Consider the following 24,116-nt stretch of genomic DNA (forward strand, 5'->3'; position numbering starts at 1 on the left):
CAGGTGCTTCCGGTTCCGGTTCCGGTTCCGGGTGCTTCCAGGTGCTCTCAGGTGCTCACGGTTTCAGCACCAGGGTGTCGCTCGTGCTGTTGTCGACGGCCTTGGACGAGAAGTTCCAGTCGAGCAGTTCGCCCTTGGCCCACTTGCCCGTCTGGTCGACGTAGTGGGCGCTGTAGGCGTGTCCCGAGGCGCCGGTGAGGTTGATCCACTTCGACTTGTCGAGGTCGCCGAGGTTGACCACCATGCGCATCGACGGCACCCATACGACGCCGTAGCCGCCGGCCGCGTTCCAGCCGGTGGCGTCGACCGCCGCCTCGCCGCCGCTGAGCTTCCAGGGGCCGCGGTTGAGGATGTACTGCAGGAAGCCCGGGCCGTCGGTGCCGAGCGTCTGGTTCTTCAGGAACAGGCGGTGCAGCCGGCCCCAGCTCCAGGTGTCGATGTCCTTGCCGAGCTTGGCGGTCAGCTCCCAGCGGGCGTCGATCATCGCGCGCTTGAACAGATCGTCGCGGTTGTCCTTCGCGCCGGGCCGGGTGCCCGCCTCGGGCGTGGTCCACCACGTGCTCTTCGGGTCGTTCATGAGCTTGCGGACCACCTCGAACCAGCGGTCGCCGCCGTCCGGCTGGGCCTGGTCGGCGTCGCGCAGTCCGCACTCGCGCACCTTCTGCGTGTCGTCCGCCGGCGCGGTGGCGTCGACGGGGTCGACCCACAGGCACTGGCCCTTGACCCGCAGCTCCTTGGGCAGCTTGTTGCCGAAGGCGAGCTTGAGGATGTTGCGCCAGACCGCGTTGAAGTAGGCCGCCGCCGCCGAGTCGGCGTCCTGGGTGTAGTCCCAGCCCTCGAGCAGATCCTGTGCGTCCCGTACGTCCTTGTCGCCGACGTCGATCTTCAGCAGGGTGGGCACGAGCAGCTTGGCGATCTCACTGCTGTTGTCCAGCTGGATCTGCCGCATGTCGTCGGTGGACATCTTGCCGCCGCCCTTGATCTTCGACTCGATCAGGTCGGTGATGCGCTGGCTGCGGGTGCCGTAGTCCCAGTCCGTGGTCAGCGTGTAGGGGTACTTGTCCGGGTCGATCACGGCCTGGTTGGCGGTGACGATGTACCCGCGCTTCGGGTTGTACTCGTACGGCAGCGCGTCCCTGGGGATGTACCCGGTCCACTTGTAGTCGGGGTCCCAGCCCGGCGCGGGGATCGAGCCGTCGTCCTTCTTCCCGCGGGTGGGGATCTTTCCGGGCAGCGTGTAGCCGATGTTGTCCTTGTCGGCGTAGACCAGGTTCTGCGAGGGCACGTCGAACTCGGCGGCCGCCGAACGGAATTCGCTCCAGTCGGAGGCCTTGTCCATGGCGAAGACGGCGTCCATGGTGGTGCCCGGATCGAGCGCGGTCCAGCGCAGCGCGACGCCGTAGCCGTCGCCGCGGTCGGGCGCGGCGGTGTCCACGGTGGCCTTCTTTCCGACCTTGACGAGTTCGTCGTCGCGGTCGGAGAGCAGAGGCATCCCGTCGGCGGTCTGGCGCACCACGATCGTCTTGGACTTGCCGCCCGCGACCTTGATGGTCTCCTCGCGGGTCTTGAAGGCCTTGGTGGCGCCGTCGTAGAGGTAGCCGTCGCCGCTGAGCTTCTCCAGGTAGAGGTCGGTGACGTCGACGCCGGAGTTGGTCATGCCCCAGGCGATGTCCTGGTTGTGGCCGATGATCACGCCGGGCATGCCCGCGAAGGTGTAACCGGTGACGTCGTACGGGCACTTGCTGGAGACGGAGCGGCAGTGCAGGCCCATCTGGTACCAGACGGACGGCAACGAGGCCGACAGGTGCGGGTCGTTGGCGAGCAGCGGGTGGCCGGTGATGGTGTGGCTCCCGGCCACCACCCAGGAGTTGGAGCCGATGCCGTGGCCGTTCACGCCGACGGCCGTGGGCACGTCGTCCAGGACCTTGTACAGGCTCGTCAGCTGGCTGGTCAGGGCCGAGCCCGACGCGGACGCGGTGGACGCGGTGGACGTGCCCGTCGTGCCGCTGGTGGAGGTACCGGACGTGCCGCTCGTCGACGTGCCGCTCGTGGAAGTGCCGCTGGTGGACGACGAGCCGTTCTGCTGGAACGCCCCGGCGATCTCGCTGTACTGGCCCTCCTGGACGATCGCCTTGTTGCGGCTGTAGGGGTAGGCCGGGTACAGCTGGGCGATCTGCTTGGCGTCCAGGCGGCTGGTCATCAGGGCACGGTCGATCTCGTCCTGCATGTTGCCGCGCAGGTCCCAGGCCATCGCCTTCAGCCAGGAGACCGAGTCGACGGGGGTCCACTTCGCGGGCTTGTAGTCGTTGGTGAAGCCCAGCGCCGCGTACTCCAGGGAGATGTCCTTGCCGTCCTTGCCCTGCAGATAGGCGTTGACGCCCGCCGAGTACGCCCGGAGGTACTTCTTGGTGGAGGCCGACAGCTTGGTGTCGTACTCCTTCCGGGCCACGCGGTCCCAGCCCAGGGTGCGCAGGAACTCGTCGTTCTTGACCTGGCTCTTGCCGAACATCTCCGACAGGCGCCCGGAGGTCATGTGCCGGCGCACGTCCATCTCGTAGAACCGGTCCTGCGCCTGGACGTAGCCCTGCGCCATGAACAGGTCCTCGTCGGAGGAGGCGTAGATCTGCGGGATGCCGTAGCCGTCGCGCTTGACGTCGACGGGGCCCGACAGGCCGTGCAGTGTGAGGGAGCCCTTCGTCTGCGGGAACGACGCACGGACGGTGCTGATGGACCAGTATGCCCCGTAGGCGATGCCGGCGATCAGTGCCAGGACCAGGACCAGCACGACCAATCGGGCTTTGCGCCCCTTCTTCCTACCGGACTTGGCGGGCTTGTCACCCGTTGTGGCGGTGATGTTCGGGGGCATCGCTGTCCTTGCTGTCCTCACGCGAGCGGCAGGCGGGCTATGACGCTGAATGAGCGCTGGAGCAACCATAGGCGCAGGGCCTTGGGGCCCTTGACGCGGAGTCCGCAACGCACGAGGACGGGTGCGCGATCCCGCCACCCGGAGCGTCAAGAAATCGTCAAGACTTAGGTAAGGTAACGAAGTACCCGGGTGCGGAGTTCCATCGCTTCGTGTCCCATGAACGTGAGCCCACACGCGGGACGCGTGCGGGCCAGGGAAGGGAACGGCCGCTGACAGTCCACCACCTCAACCAGCTTCTGCTCGTCTGCTCGCTCGTCCTGCTCGTCGCCGTGGCAGCGGTCCGGATCTCCTCGCGCAGCGGGCTCCCCAGCCTGCTCGTGTACCTGGGGATAGGCGTCGCCATGGGCCAGGACGGCATCGGCGACATCCGGTTCGACAACGCCGAACTCACCCAGGTCATCGGATACGCGGCCCTCGTGGTGATCCTCGCCGAGGGCGGTCTCGGCACGAAGTGGAGAGAGATCAGGCCGGCCCTGCCGGCCGCCTCCGCCCTGGCACTGGCCGGTGTCGCGGTGAGCGTCGGGATCACCGCGACGGGCGCGCACTACCTGGTCGGGCTGGAGTGGCGGCAGGCGCTCATCATCGGGGCGGTCGTCTCCTCGACGGACGCGGCGGCGGTCTTCTCGGTCCTGCGCAGAATCCCCCTCCCCACGCGCGTGGCGGGCACCTTGGAGGCGGAGTCCGGTTTCAACGACGCCCCGGTCGTCATCCTGGTCGTCGCCTTGTCCACCGCGGGCCCGGCCCCCCACTGGTGGGTGCTGCTGGGCGAGATAGCCCTGGAGCTGGCCATCGGTGCGGCCGTCGGGCTCGCGGTGGGCTGGCTCGGCGCCTGGGGCCTCAGGCATGTGGCCCTGCCCGCCTCCGGCCTCTACCCCATCGCCGTCATGGCGATCGCCGTCATGGCGTACGCGGGGGGTGCGCTGGCGCACGGCAGCGGCTTCCTGGGCGTCTATCTCGCCTCGATGGTGCTGGGCAACGCGAAACTGCCGCACTGGCCCGCCACCCGCGGATTCGCCGAAGGGCTCGGCTGGATCGCCCAGATCGGCATGTTCGTCCTGCTCGGCCTGCTGGTCACCCCGCACGAGCTCGGTGACGACATCGTGCCCGCGCTCGTCATCGGCCTGGTGCTGACCATGGTGGCGCGCCCGCTGAGCGTGGTGCTGTGCCTGGCACCCTTCCGGGTGCCGTGGCCGGAGCGGATCCTGATGTCCTGGGCGGGGCTGCGCGGCGCGGTCCCCATCATCCTGGCGACGATCCCGATGGTGGAGGGCGTCGACGCCAGCCACCGCATCTTCAACATGGTCTTCGTCCTGGTCGTCGCCTACACCGTGGTGCAGGGGCCGACGCTGCCCTGGCTCGCGCGCGTGCTGCGCCTGGGCGAGAGCGGCGAGGCGGCCGACCTCGGCATCGAGTCCGCACCGCTGGAGCGGCTGCGCGGGCACCTGCTCTCCGTCGCGATCCCCGAGGGATCGAAGATGCACGGCGTCGAGGTGGCCGAGCTGCGGCTGCCGGCCGGGTCGGCCGTCACCCTCGTCGTCCGCGAGGGAAAATCGTTTGTCCCCCAGCCCTCGACGGTGCTGCGGCGCGGCGACGAACTGCTCGTCGTCGCCACCGACCCGGTACGCGACGCCGCGGAGCGGCGGCTGCGCTCGGTCGGGCACGGAGGCAAGCTGGCCGGGTGGCTGGGAACGGACGGCATCGGCAATCACAGGTGAGAATGCGCACGGTGCGCATTTTCACAGGGAGGCAGACCATGCCGCCTGTACGATGAAGGCGCATCCCTGATCGAACCAACTCTGCCTGACGCAGAGCTGGCGCGACCGTATGGCGGCCGTGGCGCCCTTTCGAGTGGGCGGCCTCCGGTATCCACCGCAGTCCGCGCAAGAGGACAGCTCTCGGCGCCGCCGCCCACGAGGGGGCCGCGCCACCAGGCGGCGGAAAGGCACGGGCCGTGGCATCCACGGTCACCCGACGACCGGGCTACGGACAGCTGCTGCGCACGCGCGGCGCCTGGACGTTCCTGGTCCCCGGCTTCGCGGCGCGCCAGCCGTTCGCGATGCTCACCCTCTCGATCGTGCTGCTCGTGCGGCACACCACCGGCTCCTACGGTGCCGCGGGCGCCGCGGCGGCCGTCACCGGTGTCTCCATGGCGCTGTTCGCGCCCTACGGCGGCCGGCTCGCCGACCGCTACGGACAGCGCGCCGTGCTGATCCCCGGCGTCCTGCTGCACGCGCTGTCCGGTCTGGCCCTGACGGTGCTCGCGCTGGCCCACGCGCCCCTGTGGGCGCTGTTCGCCGCGGCCGTGCCGACGGGCGCCTCGGTGCCGCAGATCGGCCCCATGGTGCGCGCCCGCTGGGGCGTGAAGCTGCAGGGCTCACCGCTGATGAACACCGCGGCCGCCTTCGAGTCCGTCACGGACGAGCTGACGTTCGTCTTCGGCCCGCTGCTGGCCACCGCGCTGTGCACCGCCGTCGCGCCGGCCGCGGGCCTGGTGACGGAGGCCTCGCTGACTCTGCTCGGCGGGCTGCTGTTCGCGGCGCGCAAGAGCACCCAGCCCGCCGTCGCCGCCGCCCGGCACGCGCGCGTGCAGCACGTCTCCGCGCTGCGCGCCCCCGGAGTGCGGGTACTGGTCGTGACCTTCCTCGGCATCGGCTCCGTCTTCGGCGGCATGCAGGTCTCGCTGGCGGCGTTCACCGAGTCGATCGGCGAGCCCGGCCTGAACGGCGTCCTGTACGGCGTCTTCGCCGCGGGCAACATGCTCTCCGGGATCGTCTGCGGTGCCGTCGCCTGGAAGGCGGCCCCGCAGCGGCGGCTCCTCGTGGGCTACGGCGCCCTGGCGCTGGCCGCCTCCGGGCTGTGGAGCGCGCACTCGGTGCCACTGCTGGCCGGACTCGGCCTGCTGGTCGGCATGTGCGTCGCGCCCGCGCTGATCACCGGCTACACGCTGGTCGAGGGCCTGGTCCCGGCAGGCGCCCGCACGGAGGCGTTCACCTGGCTGACCGGCGCGGTCGCGCTCGGCCAGGCGGCGGCCGTCACGATCGCCGGACAGCTGGAGGACCACTTCCGCACCGGCGCCGGATTCCTGGTGCCGGCGGGCGGCACGGTGCTCGCGCTCGCGACCCTCCTCGCCCTGCGCTCCCGGCTGACGCCGCGGCCGCGCAACCTGACCGTCGCACGTGGCGTCGGTCACCGCGCGCCGGTGACGGTGGACTGATTCCCAGGAATACGTCAGTATGGATCGTCGTTAGCACTCACTGAGTGAGAGTGCCAGGAGGAAGACAGTGCCGACCTACCAGTACCAGTGCACCGAGTGCGGCGAGGGCCTCGAGGCGGTGCAGAAGTTCACCGACGACGCTCTGACCGAGTGCCCCAGCTGCGATGGCCGCCTCAAGAAGGTGTTCTCCGCGGTCGGCATCGTCTTCAAGGGCTCCGGTTTCTACCGCAACGACAGCCGCGGCTCCTCGTCGAGCAGCTCGCCGGCGTCGAAGTCGTCGAGTTCCACCGAGTCGTCGGCCTCCTCGACCGCTTCGTCCTCCTCGACCTCGGCCTCGCCTTCGTCCTCGGGCTCTTCCGGCTCGAAGCCGTCGAGCACCGGGGCCTCGTCCGGCAGCAGCGCCGCCTAGGTCTCGCCCAGGCCCCCTCCGCCCGGACCCACCGGACTCCTTCCACGGGACCCTGCCGTCGTACGACGGCAGGGTCCTCGGTGTGCGCGGTGCCCCTCACGGTGCGCCGCGGGGGCCGGATACTGTTCGGGCCATGGCGAACGCAGAGATCGGTGTAATCGGCGGCTCGGGCCTCTACTCGTTCCTCGACGACGTGACCGAGGTCCAGGTGGACACCCCGTACGGACCGCCCAGTGACTCCCTCTTCCTCGGTGAGGTCGCCGGACGGCGGGTCGCCTTCCTGCCCCGCCACGGCCGCGGCCACCACCTGCCCCCGCACCGGATCAACTACCGGGCCAACCTGTGGGCCCTGCGGTCGGTGGGCGTGCGCCAGGTCCTCGGCCCGTGCGCGGTGGGCGGACTGCGCGCCGAGTACGGGCCGGGCACGCTGCTCGTGCCGGACCAGCTGGTCGACCGTACGAGGACCCGCGCCGGGTCGTACTTCGACGGGCTGCCGCTGCCCGACGGCACGGTGCCGAACGTGGTGCACGTGTCCCTGGCCGACCCCTACTGCCCGGTCGGGCGTACGGCCGCCCTGAAGGCCGCGCGCGGACGGGACTGGGAGCCGGTGGACGGCGGCACGCTGGTGGTGGTCGAGGGGCCGCGCTTCTCGACCCGCGCGGAGTCGCTGTGGCACCAGGCGCAGGGCTGGTCGGTGGTGGGCATGACCGGCCACCCCGAGGCGGCGCTCGCCCGTGAACTGGAGCTCTGCTACACGTCGATGACGCTGGTCACCGACCTCGACGCGGGCGCCGAGACCGGCGAGGGCGTCTCGCACGAGGAGGTGCTGCGGGTGTTCGCCGCGAACGTGGACCGGCTGCGGGAGGTGCTCTTCGACGCGGTGGCCGCACTGCCGGCGAACGAGGACCGGGACTGCCTGTGCGCGACGGCGCTGGGCGGGATGGATCCGGGGTTCGGGCTGCCGTAGTGGGGTGGGGGGCCCGTGGTGCGGTGAAGGCGCCGTGGTGCGGTGAAGGCGCCGTGGCCGGTGAAGGCGCCGTGGCCGGTGAAGGCGCCGTGGCCGGTGAAGGCGCGGTGAGCGGAGAGGGCGCCGAGACAGCGGGCACCGAGACAGCGGAACCTCCCGTTCGGGTGGCGGAGTTGTCCACAACCCGTCGGTGATCCACCGGCGCCCGCAGAGATCGGCGTGAGGCCTCATCGTGGGTCTGCGAGCCCGTTCCCGACGCAGGTGGTGACCCGCATGCCGCACTCTCCGCACTCTCCGCTCCCCCCGCACTCTCCGCTCCCTCCGTCCCCCTCCCCCTTCCCCGCCCCACCGCGATCGCCCGGCACCGACACCCCTGCCACGTGCGACATCCCGCACTTCGCTCCCGTACGGGTGCGCGGTGGGCGGTACCGGCTGCAACGGCTCGTACGGCACCGGAGGCGTGCGGTGGCCGCCGGCCTCGCGGTGACCGCGGCGGCCCTGGTGGCGGCGGGACCGGGAGAGGCCGGCGGGGCGCGCGGCCACCCGGTCGCGGATCCCCCACGGCGGCACCGGGCCGCGCAGATGGTCGCCGCGCCGGTGCGGATCGCCGACGCCGCGACGGTGCGGCTGCTGCGGCCCGGCGACCGGGTGGACGTGATCGCCGCGCCGGAGACGGCGGCGGGCGGCGACGCCCGTGTGGTCGCGCGGGGGGCGCGAGTGACCAAGGTGCCGGAGCCCCTGGACGACGCGGCCGGCAGCGGGGCGCTGGTCGTGCTCTCGGTGCCTCGTCCGACCGCGGCGCACCTCGCCGGGGCGGGCGCGACGGCACGACTGGCGGTGATCGTGTGCTGATTCTGTCAAGTCCCTCCTTCCAGCTACCCCATTGGACACGGTGGCCGAGAGTTGACGTAGGTTGCGGAGCTGTCTGTTCCCCGACATGCGTGTGCGACGAGAGGCCCCGAAGTGAGCGAGAAGAAGGATCCGAGCGTCTGGCAGGGCTTCAAGGCCTTCCTGATGCGCGGCAATGTCGTCGACCTGGCGGTTGCGGTGGTCATCGGCGCCGCCTTCACCAACATCGTGAACTCGGTGGTGAAGGGGATCATCAACCCGCTGGTCGGGACGATCGGCACCAAGAACCTCGACAACTACAGCTCGTGCCTGACCGGGACCTGCAAGGGCGACGAGGGCATCCGGATCCTGTGGGGCTCGGTCCTCGGCGCCACCCTGACCTTCGTGATCACGGGGGCGGTCGTCTACTTCCTGATGGTGCTGCCGATGTCGAAGTACCTGGCCCGCCAGGAGGCCCGCAGGAAGGCGCGGGAGGGCACACAGGAGGTGATCGAGGTGACGGAGCTGGAGGTGCTCAAGGAGATCCGCGACGCGTTGGTCGCCCAGCGCGGGTCCGAGCACGTCCAGCGCTAGCGAAGGCCGCCGGCGCCGCTCAGAGGTGGTGGGGCGGCTTCTCGTCGAGGAAGCGCTTCAGGTCGGCCGCCGCGTCGCCGTCCGGGCCGGGCCGCTCGCCCCAGCCGCGGTCCGTGTCGTCCGAGGACTGCTGGTCCAGCGGGTCGTCGAAGATCAGCGCGGGCTTCGGGGCGCGCGGCTCGGGGGCGGAGGCGGAAGTCATGCCTCCAGGGTACGGGGACCGGACGGGCCCGCCGTGGGGCGCGGCGCGGGGTCTCCTGCCACCGGGGCCTTGGCCCGAGCTCTCGGACCGCGGCCCGCTGGTGATCCCGTCACAGGAATTTCAGCCGCCCATCTGGTGTGCTGGAACGCATGACGAGCAGTCCGACTCCGCCGCCGGCGCCCTCCGGTCCGCCGGCCGCCCACAGACCTCTGCGCAGGCTCACGGCACGTGGGCGCGAGGAGGCGCACCGCGTCGCCTCCCCGCTCGAACTTTTCTTCGACCTGTGCTTCGTCGTGGCCATCGCCCAGGCCGGTGTCCAGTTGGTGCACGCCCTGGCCGAGGGCCACGCGGCCGAGGGGATCCTCAACTACGTGATGATCTTCTTCGCCATCTGGTGGGCGTGGATGAACTTCACCTGGTTCGCCTCGGCGTACGACAACGACGACGCGCTCTACCGGGTGGTCACACTGGTGCAGATCGCCGGTGTGCTCGTGCTGGCGGCGGGGGTCTCGCGGGCGTTCGACCAGCACGAGTTCCTGGTCGTCTGGCTGGGTTACGTGATCATGCGGCTCGCCATGTCGGCGCAGTGGCTGCGCGTGGCGCGCTCGAGCCGGGGCGCCGAGCGGACGATGGCGCTGCGGTACGCCGTCGGCGTGCTGGTGTGCCAGATCGGCTGGCTGGGGCTGCTGGTCCTGCCGGAGGGCGCCCGGCCCTGGGTCTTCCTGGTGATGGCGCCGCTGGAGATGCTCGTGCCGCTGTACGCCGAACGGGCCCACCCCACGTCCTGGCACCCGCACCACATCGCCGAGCGGTACGGCCTGTTCACGATCATCGTGCTCGGCGAGACCATCGCGGCGGCCACCGTCGCCGTGAAGTCGGGCCTGGACGAGCACGACGCGCTGGGCGAACTGCTGCCGATCGCCGCGGGCGGACTGCTGATCATCTTCGCCGCCTGGTGGATCTACTTCGTGGTTCCCATCCACGGCCACCTGCGCTCCAACCGGCAGTCCTTCGTCTGGGGCTACGGCCACTACCTGATCTTCGCGTCGGGCGCCGCGATCGGGGCGGGCCTGGAGGTGGCGGTGGAACAGGCCGTCGGCGAGGCGCACCTCTCCACGCTGGCCGCGTCGGCGGCCGTGACCCTCCCGACGGCGCTGTTCCTGCTCACCGTCTGGGCGCTGCACTCCCGCTTCTACAAGGTGGGCATCGCCCAGCAGCTGGTGCTGCCGACGACGTCGCTGCTGGTCATCGTCTGCACCTTCCTCGGCGACCGGGCGGTGCTCGCCGCGGGGCTGGTGTGCGGGCTGGCGGTCGCGACCGGGGTGACCCTGACCGCGCGCATGGTCGCCCGGGAGCGCGGGGCGACCGGTTCCAGCGGGGAGCGCGCCACGACTCCCGTCGTGTGAGGCATCCTCGACGGCCGGGGCGAACCCCCGCCCACCGGGGGAGCCCCTCGCCGACTCAGGACGCCCCCTCGCCGACTCAGGACGCCCCCCTCGCCGACTCAGGACGCGTTCCCTGGCGGCTCAGGACGCCATTCCCGCCACCCCAGGATGCCCTCCTCGCCACCCCAGGATGCCCTCCTCGCCATCCCTGGATGCCCTCCGCGCCGACCTGGGAGGCGCTCCCCGGCGGCCCAAGCGGGAGACGGCCCTGGCGAGTGAGACAGCCCCGGCGGGTGAGACGGCCTGGGCGGGTGAGACGGCCTGGGCGGGTGAGAGGGCCCCGGCGGGTGAGACTGAGGGCATGACAATGGACGCTCTGACGGACGTCGCCGGGGTGCGGGTGGGCCACGCGACGCGCACCGGCGACGGTTGGCTCACCGGCACCACGGTCGTGCTGGCCCCCGAGGGCGGCGCCGTGGCCGCCGTGGACGTACGGGGCGGTGGCCCCGGAACCAAGGAGACCGACGCCCTCGACCCGCGCAACCTGGTGAGCAGGGTGGAGGCGGTCGTGCTGACCGGCGGCAGCGCCTACGGGCTCGACGCGGCTTCCGGTGTGATGGCCTGGCTGGAGGAGCGGGGGCGGGGCGTGCGGGTCGGGCCGGACCCGTCGCACGTGGTGCCGGTGGTGCCGGCCGCCTGCGTCTTCGACCTGGGCCGCGGCGGGGCGTTCTCGGCCCGGCCCGACGCCGCCACCGGCCGGGCCGCGGTGGAGGCGGCAGCGGCGAGCGCGGCCGGGGCGGCCGTGGAGCAGGGGTGCGTGGGCGCCGGCACGGGTACCGCCGTGGGCGCGCTGAAAGGCGGTGTCGGCAGCGCGAGCGTGCTGCTCGCCTCGGGGATCACGGTGGCCGCGCTGGTGGTGGCCAACGCGGCCGGTTCGGCGATGGATCCGGAAACGGGGGTGCTGTACGGGGAGTTGCTCCAGGGACGGGCGGTCCGCCCGGAGGCGCGTGTGCACGAGGCCGCGCGCAGACGCCTCGCCGAGAGCGCGGCGAGGAACGGGCGCCCCCCGATGAACACCACGCTCGCCGTCGTCGCCACCGACGCCGACCTGACGAAGGCGCAGGCGCAGAAGCTGGCCGGTACCGCACACGACGGCATCGCGCGCGCCGTCCGCCCGGTGCACCTGCTCAACGACGGGGACACGGTGTTCACACTGGCGACGGGCACCCGTCCGCTCGACGCCGGGAACCCCTTGGCGCTGAACGAAGTCCTCGCGGCGGGCGCGGACATGGTGACCCGCGCGATCGTCCGCGCCGTGCGCGCCGCCGGGTCGGTGGAGGGAGCGGGCGGAGTGTGGCCGTCGTACGAGGAGTTGTACGGGGGCGGGTGAGCCGCAGGCGGTGTGCGCGGCGGCTCGCGATTGTCCGGGTTTTGTCACGTGATGGCGTTCTCCGGTCACGGCGGGAACCTCACGGCCCCGCCGTTCCCTCTTTCTCCACGCACTGGAACGGATCACGCACATCACACGAACCTGGAGCAGCCCGTGACAACGCCGGACATAGCAGCGCGGCGCGCAGTGGCGGCCTGTGCCGCCCTGATGGTCGGCACCCTCACTCTCACCGCCTGCGGCGGCAACGCCAACGCCGACACCAACTCACCCTCCAAGAAGGGGAGTTCGGCGAAGACGTCGACGGCGAAGATAGCCATCTCGGCGAAGGACGGCTCGGACAGCGCCTCGATCAACACGACCGGCGTCAAGGTCAGCGACGGCAGGCTGACCGCCGTGAGGATGACGGTGGCCGGGTCGAGCCGGGCCGTGCCGGGCTCGATCTCCGCCGACGGCGCCGCCTGGAAGCCGAACGAGCAGCTGGAGCGCGGGACCAAGTACCAGATCTCCGCGACCGCCAAGGACCCGAGCGGGCGGACGGCCGCCGCCAACTCCATCTTCACCACGGTCACTTCGGCGAACAGCTTCATCGGGACGTACACCCCGGACGGCGGCACCACGGTCGGCGTCGGGATGCCGGTGTCGTTCGACTTCGACAAGGCGATCACCGACAAGAAGGCCGTGCAGTCGCACATCACGGTCAGCTCCAGCAGCGGGCAGCAGGTGGTCGGGCACTGGTTCGGGGCGCAGCGCCTCGACTTCCGGCCCAAGGACTACTGGAAGGCCGGCTCCAAGGTCACGATGAAGATCGATCTGGACGGCGTGCAGGGCGCGAACGGCGTCTACGGGGTGCAGAAGAAGACCGTCACGTTCACCGTCGGACGTTCGCAGGTCTCCACCGTGGACGTGAACACGCAGACCATGACCGTGGTGCGGGACGGCAAGGTCCTCAGGCGGGTGCCGATCTCCTCGGGCAGCCCGCAGCACACCACGTACAACGGGCGGATGGTGATCTCGGAGAAGTTCACGCAGACGCGGATGAACAGCCGGACCGTCGGCCTGGGCGGCGAGTACGACATCCCGGACGTGCCGCACGCGATGCGGCTGACGGCGTCGGGGACGTTCATCCACGGCAACTACTGGTACAGCAGGGGCAATCCGCCCTTCGGGCGCGAGGGCACCAGCCACGGCTGCATCGGACTCGCGGACGTTCAGGGCGCACAGGGCGCCACGTCCGCCAAGTGGTTCTACGACAATTCACTCATCGGGGACGTAGTGGTCGTCAAGAACTCCCCCGACAAGACCGTCGCGCCCGACAACGGACTCAACGGATGGAACCTGCCGTGGAGCGAGTGGATCGCGGGCAGCGCCGCCTGAGCTGCGGATTCTCCGGGGCCGTGGGGTCGTGCGGGAGCCTCCCGCACGACCCGGGCGTTTTCCGTGCGCACGTTTTCTCGGTTCCCGGACATGATGTCCGACCGAGGGGCTACGGTATGCACCCACAAGGTGACATGCAGCAACGCCGGGAGAAACCTTGAGCGTTCCGTACGAGACGGCAGCGTACGAACCACCCGAGTCGCCCGAGTCTCCGGAGGAGCATCTCGCGCGACTCCTCGGCCGTGCCCTGAACAGCTTCGAGCTGCCGGACGAGACCATACGACGGCTCGACCGCGCGCTGGCGCACGACGGTTCGCTGCACTCCGCGCACCACAGCGCGGGGCTGCACCGCGAGACCTACCGCCACACCTGGCTGCTCGCCGACGGTTCGGCGCTCACACTGTGGGAGCTCGTGCACAACACCACGCCGGGCGGCGCCGCCCAGCACGAGGTGTACGCCGACGAGGAGGAGCTGCGCAGCGCGACCGCGCGGCTGCCGCTGCCGCCGGACGCGCCGGACTTCGAACTGCCGGTGACGGTGCAGCTGTCGCCGGTCCCCGCCCCCCGGCACGCCTACCTGCGCGACGACTCGGCGGACCACGCGCGCCGGCTGCTGCGCCGCGCGGAGAACCGGGACCGGCCCGGCGCGGAGACCTCCGCGCTGCTCACCACGGCGTTCGCGTACCAGATCACGCAGGCCTTCGGGCGCCCGTGCCGGGCAGGCCGCGCCGGGCTGTGCTTCTCGCTCTACGAACACGCCTTCCTGCTGCGGGACGGCGAGGAGGTCTCCCTCTGGGAGGTCGAGCACACGGCGACGCCCGACGGGCGGCACATGTGCGAGGTGTACGTCAGTGAGGACGCGGCCCGGGACGCGATGGAGCGGCGGGCGGCGCGGGTCTCCTGACCGAGGGACGACGGGTGGCGCCGCCGCGCGACAGCCCCGCGGGCCTCGTGGAGCGGGCGCCCCGCCGCGAGCGCCAGGGCCGGGGCCGGGCGACCCGTCTGAGGCGCCGGGCGCGGCACCGAAGTGTCGGGCGCCCCACCGGCAGCCGTGGTGCGCCGGCCGCCGACTGCGGCGCCGTCGAGGCCGGTCGTCACATGGTCCACCGCCTCCGAAGGAGCGTCCCTTTCAGGACACCCCGTGGGGCGCGGTGCCGGACCGCGGTGGCCTTCGCCCGGGCCTGCCGCTCAGCGGCGGCGGCCGTTGAGCTGACGTACCAGACCGGCGAAGGCGGCCTTCTCCGCCGGGGTCAGCTCGACGTGCTCCAGCGGCGGGGGCGACATGCGCTGGTGGGGAAGGGCGCGCAGGGTGCGGACGGGCCACGGGACCGGCCCGAAGTGGCCGCGGCGCGCGAGGCTGATCAGGCCGAAGATCCAGACCGCGGCGGCGAGGGCGAGGATCACCACGCCCATCGACTGCAGGACCGAGACGTGCTCATCAGGCATACGCCCCAGTAGACACCACGGTCCGGGACTTTGACCCCGGACCGTGATGTATCTCGCAGGTGGTACAGGTGACACACTTGCCCTTTTGCCGCCTTGATCAACTCACAGGGCACCAAAGCGACATGCGGGGGATCTTGCCCCTCACACCGCCACCGGCTGCTTCGCCCCGGCCGGCGCCGTGGCCGTGCCGTCCGCGGCGCCGGCGGTAGCGGCCCCCGGTGCCGGCTTGCGCATGCCCTTCAGGACCACCACCAGTGCCGTGGTGACACAGGTGCCGACCGCGATGGCGATCAGGTACAGGAAGGGGTTGCCGATCAGCGGGACCACGAAGACGCCGCCGTGCGGGGCGCGCAGGGTGGCGCCGAAGGCCATCGACAGGGCGCCGGTGATCGCGCCGCCCACCATCGAGGAGGGGATGACGCGCAGCGGGTCGGCCGCGGCGAAGGGGATCGCGCCCTCGGAGATGAAGGAGGCGCCGAGGACCCAGGCCGCCTTGCCGTTCTCGCGCTCGGTCTGGGTGAAGAGCCTGCCGCGGACCGTGGTGGCCAGTGCCATCGCGAGCGGCGGGACCATGCCGGCGGCCATGACCGCGGCCATGATCTTCATCGCGGAGTCGCTCGGGCTGGAGACGGCGATGCCGGCGGTGGCGAAGGTGTACGCGACCTTGTTGACGGGACCGCCGAGGTCGAAGCACATCATCAGGCCGAGCAGTGCGCCGAGGAGGATGGCGTTGGTGCCGGTGAGGCCGTTCAGCCAGTCGGTCATGCCCTTCTGGGCGGAGGCGATGGGCTTGCCGATCACGACGAACATCAGGAAGCCGACGACCGCCGAGGAGATCAGCGGGATCACCACCACGGGCATGATGCCGCGCACCGCCGCCGGGATCCTCACCTTCTGGATCGCCATCACCACACCACCGGCGATCAGACCGGCGGCCAGGCCGCCGAGGAAGCCGGCGTTGATGGTGAGGGCGATCGAGCCGCCGACGAAGCCGGGGACGAGACCGGGGCGGTCCGCCATGCCGTAGGCGATGTAGCCGGCCAGGACCGGGACCAGGAAGCCGAAGGAGACGACGCCGATCTGGAAGAGCAGCGCGGCCCAGCTGTCGCCCTGGGTCCACACGAAGTGGTCCATGACCGACGGCGCCTTGTTGATCTTGTAGCCGCCGATCGCGAAGCCGAGGGCGATCAGCAGGCCGCCGGCCGCGACGAACGGGACCATGTAACTCACGCCGGACATCAGCCACTTGCGGAGCTTGGTGCCGTAGCCCTCACCGGCCTCGCCGCCGCGCTCGACCGGCGAGGAGGGCGCGGAGCCGGACGTGACCTCGCCGCGCTCCGCCTTCCCGCGCACCTCGGAGATCAGCTCGCCGGGGCGGTTGATGCCCGCCTTCACGCCGACGTCGACGGTCGGCTTGCCGGCGAAGCGCTCCTTCTCGCGCACGGGGACGTCGTGCGCGAAGATCACGCCGTCCGCCGCCGCGATGACGGCCGGGTCGAGCCGGGTGAAGCCCGCCGAGCCCTGGGGCTCGACGGTGACCTCGACGCCCGCCTCACGGCCCGCGTTCTCCAGCGACTCGGCCGCCATGTAGGTGTGGGCGATGCCGGTCGGGCAGGAGGTGACGGCGACCACCCGGAAGGGCCGCTCGGCCACGGCCGGGGCGCCCGGTGCCGGGGCCGTGCTGCCCGCTGCGGTTTCGGAGGAGGCCGCCTCCGAAACCGCAGCGGAGTCCTCGGGACCCGCCGCCGGTGCCTCGTCCCCGCGGATCAGCGCGGCGGCCGCCGCCGGGTCGGCCACCGCGCGCAGCGCGTCGGTGAACTCGCTGTTCATCAGCTGCCGCGCCAGCGACGACAGGATCGTCAGATGGGCGTCGTCGGCGCCGGCCGGCGCGGCGATCAGGAAGATCAGGTCGGCGGGGCCGTCCGCGGCGCCGAAGTCGATGCCGGCGGCGCTGCGCCCGAAGGCCAGGGTGGGCTCGGTGACGTGTTCGCTGCGGCAGTGCGGGATGCCGATGCCGCCGTCCAGGCCGGTGGGCATCTGCGCCTCGCGGGCCGCCACGTCGGCGAGGAAGCCGTCCAGGTCGGTCACCCGGCCCAGGGCCGCCATGCGCTCGGCGAGGGCGCGCGCCGCCGCTTCCTTGGTGTCGGCGGACAGGTCGAGATCGACCAGGTCCGCGGTGATCATGTCACTCATCGCGGGCTCCTTAGCACGCGTATCGCCCGGTCAGTCGGGTGGGCGGGGAAGGGGACGGGGGTGCTGCGGGGGGTTCGGGGGGTGGTCGCATCGGGGCCGGGGGCTGCGGGTCCGGGGAGATCCCGCGGCCGGTCGGCGGTGGCGAGTAAGAGAGGCGCCGTATGGGGAACGGACGCCGTACGGAGAACGGACGCCGTACGGAGAACGGACGCCGCCCGAGGGGGGAGGACCGTACGAGCAGCGGAGGCCGTACGACGAGCGAGGACCGTCCGACGAGCGAGGACCGTCCGACGAGAAAGGGCCGTACGAGGAGCGGGGACTCCACGAGCAGCGGGCGCGGTGTGGGGGTTCATGACACCGGCTCCTTCAGCGCACGGTCGACGGGCACGTCGGCCGTGACCGTCACCGCGGCGGGGTCCAGGTCGGCCGGGGTCGGCATCACACTGCCCGGCAGCCGCACGGCCGCCGCGCCGTGCGCCACCGCGGAGGCGAGCGCCTCCGGACCGCTGCCGCCCGCGATCAGGAAACCGGCCAGGGAGGAGTCGCCGGCGCCGACGTTGCTGCGGACGACGTCCACACGCGCGCTGCCGAACCAGACACCCGCGTCGTCCACGAGCAGCTGCCCGTCGGCGCCCAGGCTGGCGAGGACGGCGCGCGCGCCCATCTCCCGGAGTTCCTCCGCCGCCTTCGCCGCGTCGCCGACGGTGGCCAGCGGGCGCCCGACGGCCTCCGCGAGTTCCTCGGCGTTGGGCTTCACCACGTCGGGCCGCTCACGCAGCGCCTCCAGCAGGGCGGCCCCGGAGGTGTCCAGCGCGATCCGGACGCCCGCGGCGTGCGCCCGCGCGACCAGGTCGGCGTACCAGGCCGGGGCGAGTCCGCGCGGCAGGCTGCCGCAGCAGGCGATCCAGTCCGCGTCGCGGGACTGCGCGCGCACCGTCTCCAGCAGCAGCTCCTGCTCCTCGGCGGTGAGTTCCGGGCCCGGCGCGTTGATCTTCGTCAGTACGCCGTCGGCCTCCGCGAGCGCGATGTTGGAGCGGGTGGCCCCGGCGACCGGGACCGGCGCGACCTCGATGCCCTGCGCGTCGAGCAGGTCCGCGACCAGGGCGCCCGGCGCGCCGCCGAGCGGCAGGACCGCGACCGTACGCCGCCCGGCGGCCGTGACGGCCCGCGAGACGTTGACGCCCTTGCCCCCCGGGTCCACCCGCTCGCCGGTGGCGCGGACGACCTCGCCGCGCTCCAGTGCGGGGACCTCGTAGGTACGGTCCAGGGACGGGTTGGGGGTGACGGTGAGGATCATGCGCGCACTACTTCCGTGCCGCCGCGCCCGATGGCGGTGGCGTCTTCCGGGCTCAGCCCGCTGTCGGTGATCAGCAGGTCCACGTCGCCCAGGTCGCCGAAGCGGGCGAAGTGCTCCTGGCCGTGCTTTGCGGAGTCCGCGAGCAGCACGACGCGGCGGGCCGCCGCGAGGGCCGCGCGCTTGACCGCGGCCTCGGCCAGGTCGGGGGTGGTCAGGCCGTGCTCGGCGGAGTAGCCGTTGGCCGCCACGAACAGCACGTCCGCCCGGATCTCGCCGTACGCCCGCAGCGCCCAGGCGTCCACGGCGGCGCGCGTACGGTGCCGTACCCGGCCGCCGACGAGGTGGAGCTGGATGCCGGGGTGGTCCGCGAGGCGGGCCGCGATCGGCAGGCTGTGCGTGACGACGGTGAGCGAGGACTCCAGCGGGATGGCGGCCGCCAGGCGCGCCACGGTGGTGCCGGCGTCCAGGATCAGCGTGCCCTCGACGGGCAGTTCCGCCACGGCGGCCTTGGCGATCCGGTCCTTCTCGTCGGCGGCCGTGCCCTCGCGCTCGGCGAGGTCCGGCTCGAAGTCGAGGCGCCCGACCGGTATGGCACCGCCGTGGACCCGGCGGACGAGCCCCGCGCGGTCGAGGGCCTTCAGGTCCCGGCGGATCGTCTCCGCCGTCACCTGGAACTCCTCGGCCAGGGACACCACGTCCACCCTGCCGCCGTCACGGGCGAGCCGGAGGATCTCCTGCTGCCGCTCCGGTGCGTACATGTCCGTTCGCCTCCGACTCGTGCCCGAACTTGTGGTTTCGCTCGGAGACTACGCCCGCGTTTCCGAGAAGTAAACAGGTTCGGGCACAACACAGACACAATCGGGCATCCGTAAAGGCGGGGCCGTACACGGACGGCAAGGTGACATGCGAGAGGCCCGCCCCCCGAACACCGCGGGAGGCGGGCCGAGAACCCCTGCTCAGCCCACCGTCTCGGGCGCCCCGGCACGCCCGGCCGAGCCCGCGAGCACGGCGTCCGGCGCCTGCGCACCCTCGCCGCCGCCGCCCTCGCCGCCCTCGCCGCCCTCGCCGCCCTCGGCATGCTGTGCGGACCGCTTCGGCAGGGCGAACATCAGCAGGAAGATCGCGCCCATGACGCCCGCGACCCAGCCCAGCGCGTGCTGGAAGGCGTTCACAAAGGCCGGCCCCACCTGCTGCGGCGTCAGGCGGCTCCCGATCTCGCCGAAGAACACCACCGAGACCAGCCCGAGGCCGAGCGCGTTGCCCATCTGCTGCACCGTGTTGATGAGCCCCGACGCCGACCCGGCGTGCTCGCGCGGGACCTCCGACAGCACCGCGTCCGTCAGCGGGGCCACGATCAGGCCCATGCCGACGCCCATCACCACCAGTGGCAGCGCCATCTGCCAGGAGGCGATCGAGGTTCCGTAGCGGCCCGACTCCCAGATGTAGAGCAGGACGCCCGCCGCCATCAGCAGCGCGCCCGCCTGGAGGACCCGGCGGCCGAAGCGCGGCACCAGCTGCTGCACGGACAGGCCGGCCGCCGTGGAGACGGCGATCGAGAAGGGCACGCCGGTCAGCCCCGCCCGCAGCGGGCTCCAGCCCAGGCCGATCTGCATGTACAGCGTCCACACCAGGAAGAACACCCCGAGCGCGACCCCGAAGACGGTCTGCACGGCGATGCCGGCCGCGAAGCTCTTCACCCGGAACAGGGAGAGCTCGACCAGCGGCGAGCCGTCCCGCGCCGCCTTGCGCCGCTCGTACCTCACCAGCGCCGCGAAGACGACGAGCGCGCCGGCCATCGAGAGGTACCCCCACAGCGGCCAGCCCAGCTCACGGCCGCGGGTCAGCGGATAGAGCAGCATCGTCAGGCCGAGGGTGACCAGGGCGACGCCGACCAGGTCCAGCCTCAGCGCCCGCGGTGCCTTGGACTCGGTGATGAAGCGGCCGCCCAGGACCAGGGCCGCGATGCCGACCGGAAGGTTGATGAGGAAGACCGGCCGCCACTGGAGGCCGAACAGGTTCCACTCCGTCAGCAGCGCGCCGAGCAGCGGTCCCGAGACGGCTCCCAGCCCCACGATCGCGCCGAACAGGCCGAAGACCTTGCCCCGCTCGTGCGCCGGGAAGGTGGCGTGCACGATCGACAGGACCTGCGGCACCATCATCGCCGCCATCGCGCCCTGCAGGATGCGGGAGGCGACCAGCATCTCCGGACCGGCGGCGAAGCCGCACAGCGCCGACGCGAGCGTGAAGCCGCCGATCCCTATGAGGAACAGCCGCTTGCGGCCGTGGATGTCGCCGAGCCGCCCACCGGTGATCAGACCGGCGGCGAACGCGAGCGCGTAGCCGGCGGTGATCCACTGGATCTGGCTGACGGACGCACCGGCCTCGCGCTGGATGGACGGGATCGCGATGTTGACGATCGTGACGTCGACCAGGTCCATGAAGGCCGCGGTCATCACGATGGCGAGGGCGAACCAGCGGCGCCGGTCCGCGGTATCCCCCGCGTTCCCGGCAGGGGTCTCACGCGTTGCTGTGGTGGTCTGGGTGGAGGTCATGAAGCGAAGCTACGACCCCAGTAGGACAGTTCATGTCCTACTCATGGGGCATTCTCGAACTCATGACGACGGACACCCCGGCCCGGCTCCTGCAGCTCCTCTCCCTCCTCCAGACCCCCCGCGAGTGGCCCGGCGGCGAACTCGCCGACCGGCTCGGGGTCTCCCGGCGCACCGTGCGGCGCGACATCGACCGGCTGCGCGAGCTGGGCTATCCGGTGCAGGCGACCATGGGCGCCGACGGCGGCTACCGGCTGGTCGCGGGCAAGGCGATGCCGCCGCTGGTGCTCGACGACGAGGAGGCGGTGGCGATCGCGGTCGGGCTGCGGGCGGGCGCCGGGCACGCCCTGGAGGGCGTGGACGAGGCGTCCGTACGGGCGCTGGCCAAGCTGGAGCAGGTGCTGCCCTCGCGCCTGCGCCACCGCGTCTCCACCCTGCAGGCCGCGACCACGCCGCTGACCAGCGGGGACGGGGCGAGCATCGCGCCCGAGACGCTGACCGTGATGGCGTCGACGGTGGCCGGCCGGGAACGGCTGCGCTTCGCCTACCGCGCCGGTGACGGGACCGGGTCACGCCGCCTGACGGAGCCCTACCGGCTCGTCTCGACCGGCCGCCGCTGGTACCTCGTCGCCTACGACCTCGACCGCGCCGACTGGCGCACGTTCCGGGTCGACCGGGTGAGCGAGCCCTTCGCGACCGGTGCGCGGTTCACCCCGCGGGAGCTGCCGACGGGGGACGCGGCGGAGTACCTGCGGCGTTCGATGCAGCGTCACCAGCAGTCCTACGGCTTCGAGGTGACGTTCGCCGCGAGCGCGGAGGCGGTCGCCGCCCGGGTCCCGGCGTGGCTGGGCGTGCCGGAGGCCCTGCCCGACGGCACCTGCCGGCTGCGCGGCCGGACCGGCGACGCGGCCGACTGGCTGGCGGTGCGGCTCGCCCTGCTGGGCTTCGGCTTCACGGTCCACCGGCCGACGGAACTGGTGGAGTGCGCACGGGACTTGGGCGGGCGCCTGACGCGAGCGGCCGACGGGCAGGACCCGCCCGCGCCACACTCCTGACGCCACCGGCCGCCACCGGACCGCCCGCGCTACCGCCCCGCCAGCTCCGTCCACGGAAACTCCCGCAGCGCCGCCAGGTTGCGCAGCGCCAGGGTCGCCGGGCCCTGCGGTCCGCTCGCCGGTGCCGTGCCGGCCGCCCAGGTCTCCACCGCCACCCGTACGGCCGCCCCGGCCACGGCGGCGGCGAAGCGCAGCGCGGCGGAGGCACCGGTGCCGGCCGCCTCCCTGCCAACGTTGTCGGGCCCCTTCCCACCGGCGTTGCCGGGCTCCTCGTCCGCGACCCGATCCGCCAGCACCTCGGCCAGCTCCGCCTCCGCCTCGCGGCACACCTCCGCCCACACCTTGCCCAGCGCGGGGCTGGTGTCGGTCAGGCGGATCAGGGTGCGGACCAGTTCCCAGGAGGCCGCGGAGACCCCCGCGCCGGGGGTCAGGGTGTGGCGTGCCGCGTGCTCCAGGACCTGTGGCAGGGGCAGCCCCCCGGGGGCGGCGGCGACCGCCTCCTTCCAGCGCTGGGCGCCCGCCGCGTAGAGCGGCGCGACGGCTTCCTCCTTCGACGCGAAATAGCGGTAGAAGGTGCGCGGGGCGATCCCGGCGGCCCGGGCGATGTCCTCGGCGCGGGTGGCGCGGAGTCCCTGTCCGACGAACAGTCGCGCGGCCGCCCGGGCGATCTCCATGCGGGTGGCGGCCTTGCGCCGCTCGGTGAGGGAGGTCCGCTCCGCCGGGGCGGAACGGGAGTTCGGTGCGGGGGTGGGACTACTCACACCTGCAGGCTATGCCGCTGTGGCACAATCTGCCATCCGGCGGGCCACCCCGGGGTTCAGGTCCGGGGTGCCCCGTCCACCGGCGTGCCCGCGCGAAAGAAGCCGGGCCTCGGCGCCCGGGGGGAAGGCGCCGAGGCCCGGCTCTGGGAAGTCCCGGCGCCGGGGGGGGTGTGCGTCGGGACGTGGTTCAGGGGGTGGTTCCGGGCCGAACTCCTGTGCCCAGAAGTCTTTTTCCCTTGGTTCCTACACTTGAAGCGGCGTTGCAGAGCCATGTTTGCGCGGTCTTCCGCCACCGGGCGTGCGCGGCGGCGGGCGTCCCGCGCCGCCCGGCGGCCACGCGGCGCCGGGCGGACTCAGGCCACCGCCTCGAAGCCGGTGTCGCGCGCCAGCTTCTTCAGCTCCAGCAGAGCGTGCTTCTCGATCTGGCGGATCCGCTCACGGGTGAGGCCGTGCTCCTTGCCGACCTCCGTCAGCGTCCGCTCGCGGCCGTCGTCGATGCCGTAGCGCATCTTGATGATGGAGGCGGTGCGCGGGTCGAGGCGGCCGATGAGGTCGTCGAGCTCCTCGCTGCGCAGCAGGGTCAGCACGGACTGCTCGGGGGAGACCGCCGAGGTGTCCTCGAGCAGGTCGCCGAACTGGGTCTCGCCCTCGTCGTCCACCGACATGTTCAGCGAGACCGGGTCGCGGGCCCAGTCCAGGACGTCGGTCACCCGGTCCGCGTTGGAACCGAGCTCGGCGGCGATCTCCGCGGGCTCCGGGTCGCGGCCGTGCTCGCGGTTGAACTCGCGCTGCACACGCCGGATCCGGCCCAGCTCCTCCACCAGGTGGACGGGCAGGCGGATGGTGCGCGACTGGTCGGCTATCGAGCGGGTGATGGCCTGACGGATCCACCACGTCGCGTACGTGGAGAACTTGAAGCCCTTGCGGTAGTCGAACTTCTCGACCGCGCGCACCAGGCCGGCGTTGCCCTCCTGGATCAGGTCGAGCAGGGGCAGGCCGCTACGGGGGTAACGGCGGGCCACGGCCACGACCAGACGGAGGTTGGAGCGGATGAAGATGTCCTTGGCCCGCTCGCCCTCGGCGACGAGGGCCTCGAGCTCCTCGCGGGTGGCTTCGGTCTTGGACTCCTCGTACCCGTCGAGAACCTGCCGCGCGAACACACCCGCCTCGATGACCTGGGACAGCTCGACCTCCTTGGCGGCGTCGAGCAGCGGTGTGCGCGCGATCTCGTCGAGATACATCCCGACCAGGTCACGGTCGGCGATCTCGCCGGCGCGGGCGCGAACACTGCTTGCCGCGTCGGTCTCGCCGGTGGCGGACTGACGACGGGCGACGGCACGGGTTGCCATGCGTGCTCCCTTGCGATGGTGGGCTGGCGGGTGATCCTTCGGACGCGGGCACTCACCGTCGAGTACCTCTGAGCACTTTTCTCGGGTGCCCAGCATCCAAAGGAAACAACGACTGGAATCCGGACAGAATTCCCAACCCGGCACCCCATTTTTCTGATCATGCAGTACCCTGTCCGG

Annotated in this window: 20 protein-coding genes; 11 read left to right on the forward strand and 9 right to left on the reverse strand. The window is 72.0% G+C overall.

The genetic code is table 11. The annotated features are described in order from the left end of the window. Positions 1 to 55: 55 nt before the first annotated feature. Positions 56 to 2,866, reverse strand: a complete 2,811-nt coding sequence (locus ACJ9NR_RS16650) for a penicillin acylase family protein (protein ID WP_412488345.1) — start codon at positions 2,864 to 2,866, stop codon at positions 56 to 58. Between the two features lie 209 nt (positions 2,867 to 3,075). Between ACJ9NR_RS16650 and ACJ9NR_RS16655 the strand changes: the two genes are divergently transcribed. The 6 genes from ACJ9NR_RS16655 (at position 3,076) to mscL (ending at position 8,938) form a co-directional block, all read left to right on the forward strand. Beyond that, a complete protein-coding gene (locus tag ACJ9NR_RS16655) occupies positions 3,076 to 4,641 on the forward strand; it encodes a potassium/proton antiporter (protein ID WP_412488346.1) in 1,566 nt (521 codons plus the stop codon). Between the two features lie 236 nt (positions 4,642 to 4,877). After that, a complete protein-coding gene (locus ACJ9NR_RS16660; RefSeq protein ID WP_412488347.1) occupies positions 4,878 to 6,140 on the forward strand; it encodes an MFS transporter in 1,263 nt (420 codons plus the stop codon). 67 nt (positions 6,141 to 6,207) lie between these two features. Continuing rightward, on the forward strand, positions 6,208 to 6,549 hold the full coding sequence (locus tag ACJ9NR_RS16665; RefSeq protein ID WP_412488348.1) for an FmdB family zinc ribbon protein: 342 nt from the start codon (positions 6,208 to 6,210) through the stop codon (positions 6,547 to 6,549). Positions 6,550 to 6,682: 133 nt separating this feature from the next. After that, positions 6,683 to 7,516, forward strand: coding sequence for an S-methyl-5'-thioadenosine phosphorylase (locus tag ACJ9NR_RS16670; RefSeq protein ID WP_412488349.1), 834 nt, complete (start codon positions 6,683 to 6,685; stop codon positions 7,514 to 7,516). 273 nt (positions 7,517 to 7,789) lie between these two features. Then, positions 7,790 to 8,368 carry a CpaB family protein gene (locus ACJ9NR_RS16675; protein WP_412488350.1) on the forward strand — a complete coding sequence of 193 codons (579 nt, stop codon included), beginning with the start codon at positions 7,790 to 7,792 and terminating at the stop codon, positions 8,366 to 8,368. 111 nt (positions 8,369 to 8,479) lie between these two features. Beyond that, the gene (mscL, locus tag ACJ9NR_RS16680; RefSeq protein ID WP_412488351.1) at positions 8,480 to 8,938 is read left to right on the forward strand and encodes a large conductance mechanosensitive channel protein MscL; all 459 of its coding nucleotides are present in this window, start codon (positions 8,480 to 8,482) and stop codon (positions 8,936 to 8,938) included. Positions 8,939 to 8,957: 19 nt separating this feature from the next. Here mscL and ACJ9NR_RS16685 read toward each other — a convergent pair whose 3' ends face one another. Next, the gene (locus tag ACJ9NR_RS16685; protein WP_412488352.1) at positions 8,958 to 9,140 is read right to left on the reverse strand and encodes a hypothetical protein; all 183 of its coding nucleotides are present in this window, start codon (positions 9,138 to 9,140) and stop codon (positions 8,958 to 8,960) included. Between the two features lie 149 nt (positions 9,141 to 9,289). Here ACJ9NR_RS16685 and ACJ9NR_RS16690 point away from each other — a divergent pair, with 149 nt between their 5' ends. The 4 genes from ACJ9NR_RS16690 to ACJ9NR_RS16705 all read left to right on the forward strand — a co-directional run bounded on the left by ACJ9NR_RS16690 (position 9,290) and on the right by ACJ9NR_RS16705 (position 14,193). Beyond that, positions 9,290 to 10,546, forward strand: coding sequence for a low temperature requirement protein A (locus tag ACJ9NR_RS16690; RefSeq protein ID WP_412488353.1), 1,257 nt, complete (start codon positions 9,290 to 9,292; stop codon positions 10,544 to 10,546). A gap of 340 nt (positions 10,547 to 10,886) precedes the next feature. Then, positions 10,887 to 11,915: a P1 family peptidase gene (locus tag ACJ9NR_RS16695; RefSeq protein ID WP_412488354.1), complete on the forward strand. Its 1,029-nt coding sequence runs from the start codon at positions 10,887 to 10,889 to the stop codon at positions 11,913 to 11,915. A gap of 153 nt (positions 11,916 to 12,068) precedes the next feature. Then, positions 12,069 to 13,289 carry a L,D-transpeptidase gene (locus ACJ9NR_RS16700; RefSeq protein ID WP_412488355.1) on the forward strand — a complete coding sequence of 407 codons (1,221 nt, stop codon included), beginning with the start codon at positions 12,069 to 12,071 and terminating at the stop codon, positions 13,287 to 13,289. A gap of 157 nt (positions 13,290 to 13,446) precedes the next feature. Next, positions 13,447 to 14,193, forward strand: coding sequence for a DUF6227 family protein (locus tag ACJ9NR_RS16705; protein WP_412488356.1), 747 nt, complete (start codon positions 13,447 to 13,449; stop codon positions 14,191 to 14,193). Positions 14,194 to 14,477: 284 nt separating this feature from the next. On the opposite strand, the gene ACJ9NR_RS16710 is transcribed toward ACJ9NR_RS16705, so the two are convergent. From ACJ9NR_RS16710 to ACJ9NR_RS16730, 5 genes are all read right to left on the reverse strand, one after another. Continuing rightward, entirely contained in the window at positions 14,478 to 14,735 is a 258-nt protein-coding gene (locus ACJ9NR_RS16710; protein ID WP_412488357.1) for a hypothetical protein, read from the reverse strand. Positions 14,736 to 14,876: 141 nt separating this feature from the next. Then, entirely contained in the window at positions 14,877 to 16,928 is a 2,052-nt protein-coding gene (locus tag ACJ9NR_RS16715) for a PTS fructose transporter subunit IIABC (protein WP_412488358.1), read from the reverse strand. A gap of 349 nt (positions 16,929 to 17,277) precedes the next feature. Further along, complete coding sequence (gene pfkB, locus ACJ9NR_RS16720; RefSeq protein WP_412488359.1) at positions 17,278 to 18,225, reverse strand: 1-phosphofructokinase; 948 nt, start codon at positions 18,223 to 18,225, stop codon at positions 17,278 to 17,280. Next, positions 18,222 to 18,983: a DeoR/GlpR family DNA-binding transcription regulator gene (locus ACJ9NR_RS16725; protein ID WP_412488360.1), complete on the reverse strand. Its 762-nt coding sequence runs from the start codon at positions 18,981 to 18,983 to the stop codon at positions 18,222 to 18,224. Before ACJ9NR_RS16725 ends, pfkB begins: the two co-directional genes overlap by 4 nt. A gap of 198 nt (positions 18,984 to 19,181) precedes the next feature. Further along, complete coding sequence (locus tag ACJ9NR_RS16730; protein WP_412488361.1) at positions 19,182 to 20,777, reverse strand: MFS transporter; 1,596 nt, start codon at positions 20,775 to 20,777, stop codon at positions 19,182 to 19,184. Between the two features lie 62 nt (positions 20,778 to 20,839). Between ACJ9NR_RS16730 and ACJ9NR_RS16735 the strand changes: the two genes are divergently transcribed. Continuing rightward, positions 20,840 to 21,829: a helix-turn-helix transcriptional regulator gene (locus ACJ9NR_RS16735; protein WP_412488855.1), complete on the forward strand. Its 990-nt coding sequence runs from the start codon at positions 20,840 to 20,842 to the stop codon at positions 21,827 to 21,829. 29 nt (positions 21,830 to 21,858) lie between these two features. Here the strand turns inward: ACJ9NR_RS16735 and ACJ9NR_RS16740 are convergent, their stop codons facing one another. After that, entirely contained in the window at positions 21,859 to 22,590 is a 732-nt protein-coding gene (locus ACJ9NR_RS16740; protein WP_412488362.1) for a TetR/AcrR family transcriptional regulator, read from the reverse strand. A gap of 353 nt (positions 22,591 to 22,943) precedes the next feature. Continuing rightward, positions 22,944 to 23,939 (reverse strand): sigma-70 family RNA polymerase sigma factor, encoded by a 996-nt coding sequence (locus tag ACJ9NR_RS16745; RefSeq protein WP_412488363.1) that lies wholly within the window; start codon positions 23,937 to 23,939, stop codon positions 22,944 to 22,946. Positions 23,940 to 24,116: the final 177 nt, after the last annotated feature.

Source organism: Streptomyces sediminimaris (assembly GCF_047049295.1).
GTDB lineage: Bacteria > Actinomycetota > Actinomycetes > Streptomycetales > Streptomycetaceae > Streptomyces > Streptomyces sediminimaris.

What these genes read in the sequence shown, in the direction of transcription:
- ACJ9NR_RS16735 (WP_412488855.1), top strand. Translation starts at nt 20,840, where the DNA reads ATGACGACGGACACCCCGGCCCGGCTCCTGCAGCTCCTCTCCCTCCTC.
- ACJ9NR_RS16745 (WP_412488363.1), bottom strand. Translation starts at nt 23,939, where the DNA reads ATGGCAACCCGTGCCGTCGCCCGTCGTCAGTCCGCCACCGGCGAGACC.
- ACJ9NR_RS16730 (WP_412488361.1), bottom strand. Translation starts at nt 20,777, where the DNA reads ATGACCTCCACCCAGACCACCACAGCAACGCGTGAGACCCCTGCCGGG.
- ACJ9NR_RS16685 (WP_412488352.1), bottom strand. Translation starts at nt 9,140, where the DNA reads ATGACTTCCGCCTCCGCCCCCGAGCCGCGCGCCCCGAAGCCCGCGCTG.
- ACJ9NR_RS16675 (WP_412488350.1), top strand. Translation starts at nt 7,790, where the DNA reads ATGCCGCACTCTCCGCACTCTCCGCTCCCCCCGCACTCTCCGCTCCCT.
- ACJ9NR_RS16710 (WP_412488357.1), bottom strand. Translation starts at nt 14,735, where the DNA reads ATGCCTGATGAGCACGTCTCGGTCCTGCAGTCGATGGGCGTGGTGATC.
- ACJ9NR_RS16690 (WP_412488353.1), top strand. Translation starts at nt 9,290, where the DNA reads ATGACGAGCAGTCCGACTCCGCCGCCGGCGCCCTCCGGTCCGCCGGCC.
- ACJ9NR_RS16715 (WP_412488358.1), bottom strand. Translation starts at nt 16,928, where the DNA reads ATGAGTGACATGATCACCGCGGACCTGGTCGATCTCGACCTGTCCGCC.
- ACJ9NR_RS16670 (WP_412488349.1), top strand. Translation starts at nt 6,683, where the DNA reads ATGGCGAACGCAGAGATCGGTGTAATCGGCGGCTCGGGCCTCTACTCG.
- ACJ9NR_RS16650 (WP_412488345.1), bottom strand. Translation starts at nt 2,866, where the DNA reads ATGCCCCCGAACATCACCGCCACAACGGGTGACAAGCCCGCCAAGTCC.
- ACJ9NR_RS16695 (WP_412488354.1), top strand. Translation starts at nt 10,887, where the DNA reads ATGACAATGGACGCTCTGACGGACGTCGCCGGGGTGCGGGTGGGCCAC.
- pfkB (WP_412488359.1), bottom strand. Translation starts at nt 18,225, where the DNA reads ATGATCCTCACCGTCACCCCCAACCCGTCCCTGGACCGTACCTACGAG.
- ACJ9NR_RS16725 (WP_412488360.1), bottom strand. Translation starts at nt 18,983, where the DNA reads ATGTACGCACCGGAGCGGCAGCAGGAGATCCTCCGGCTCGCCCGTGAC.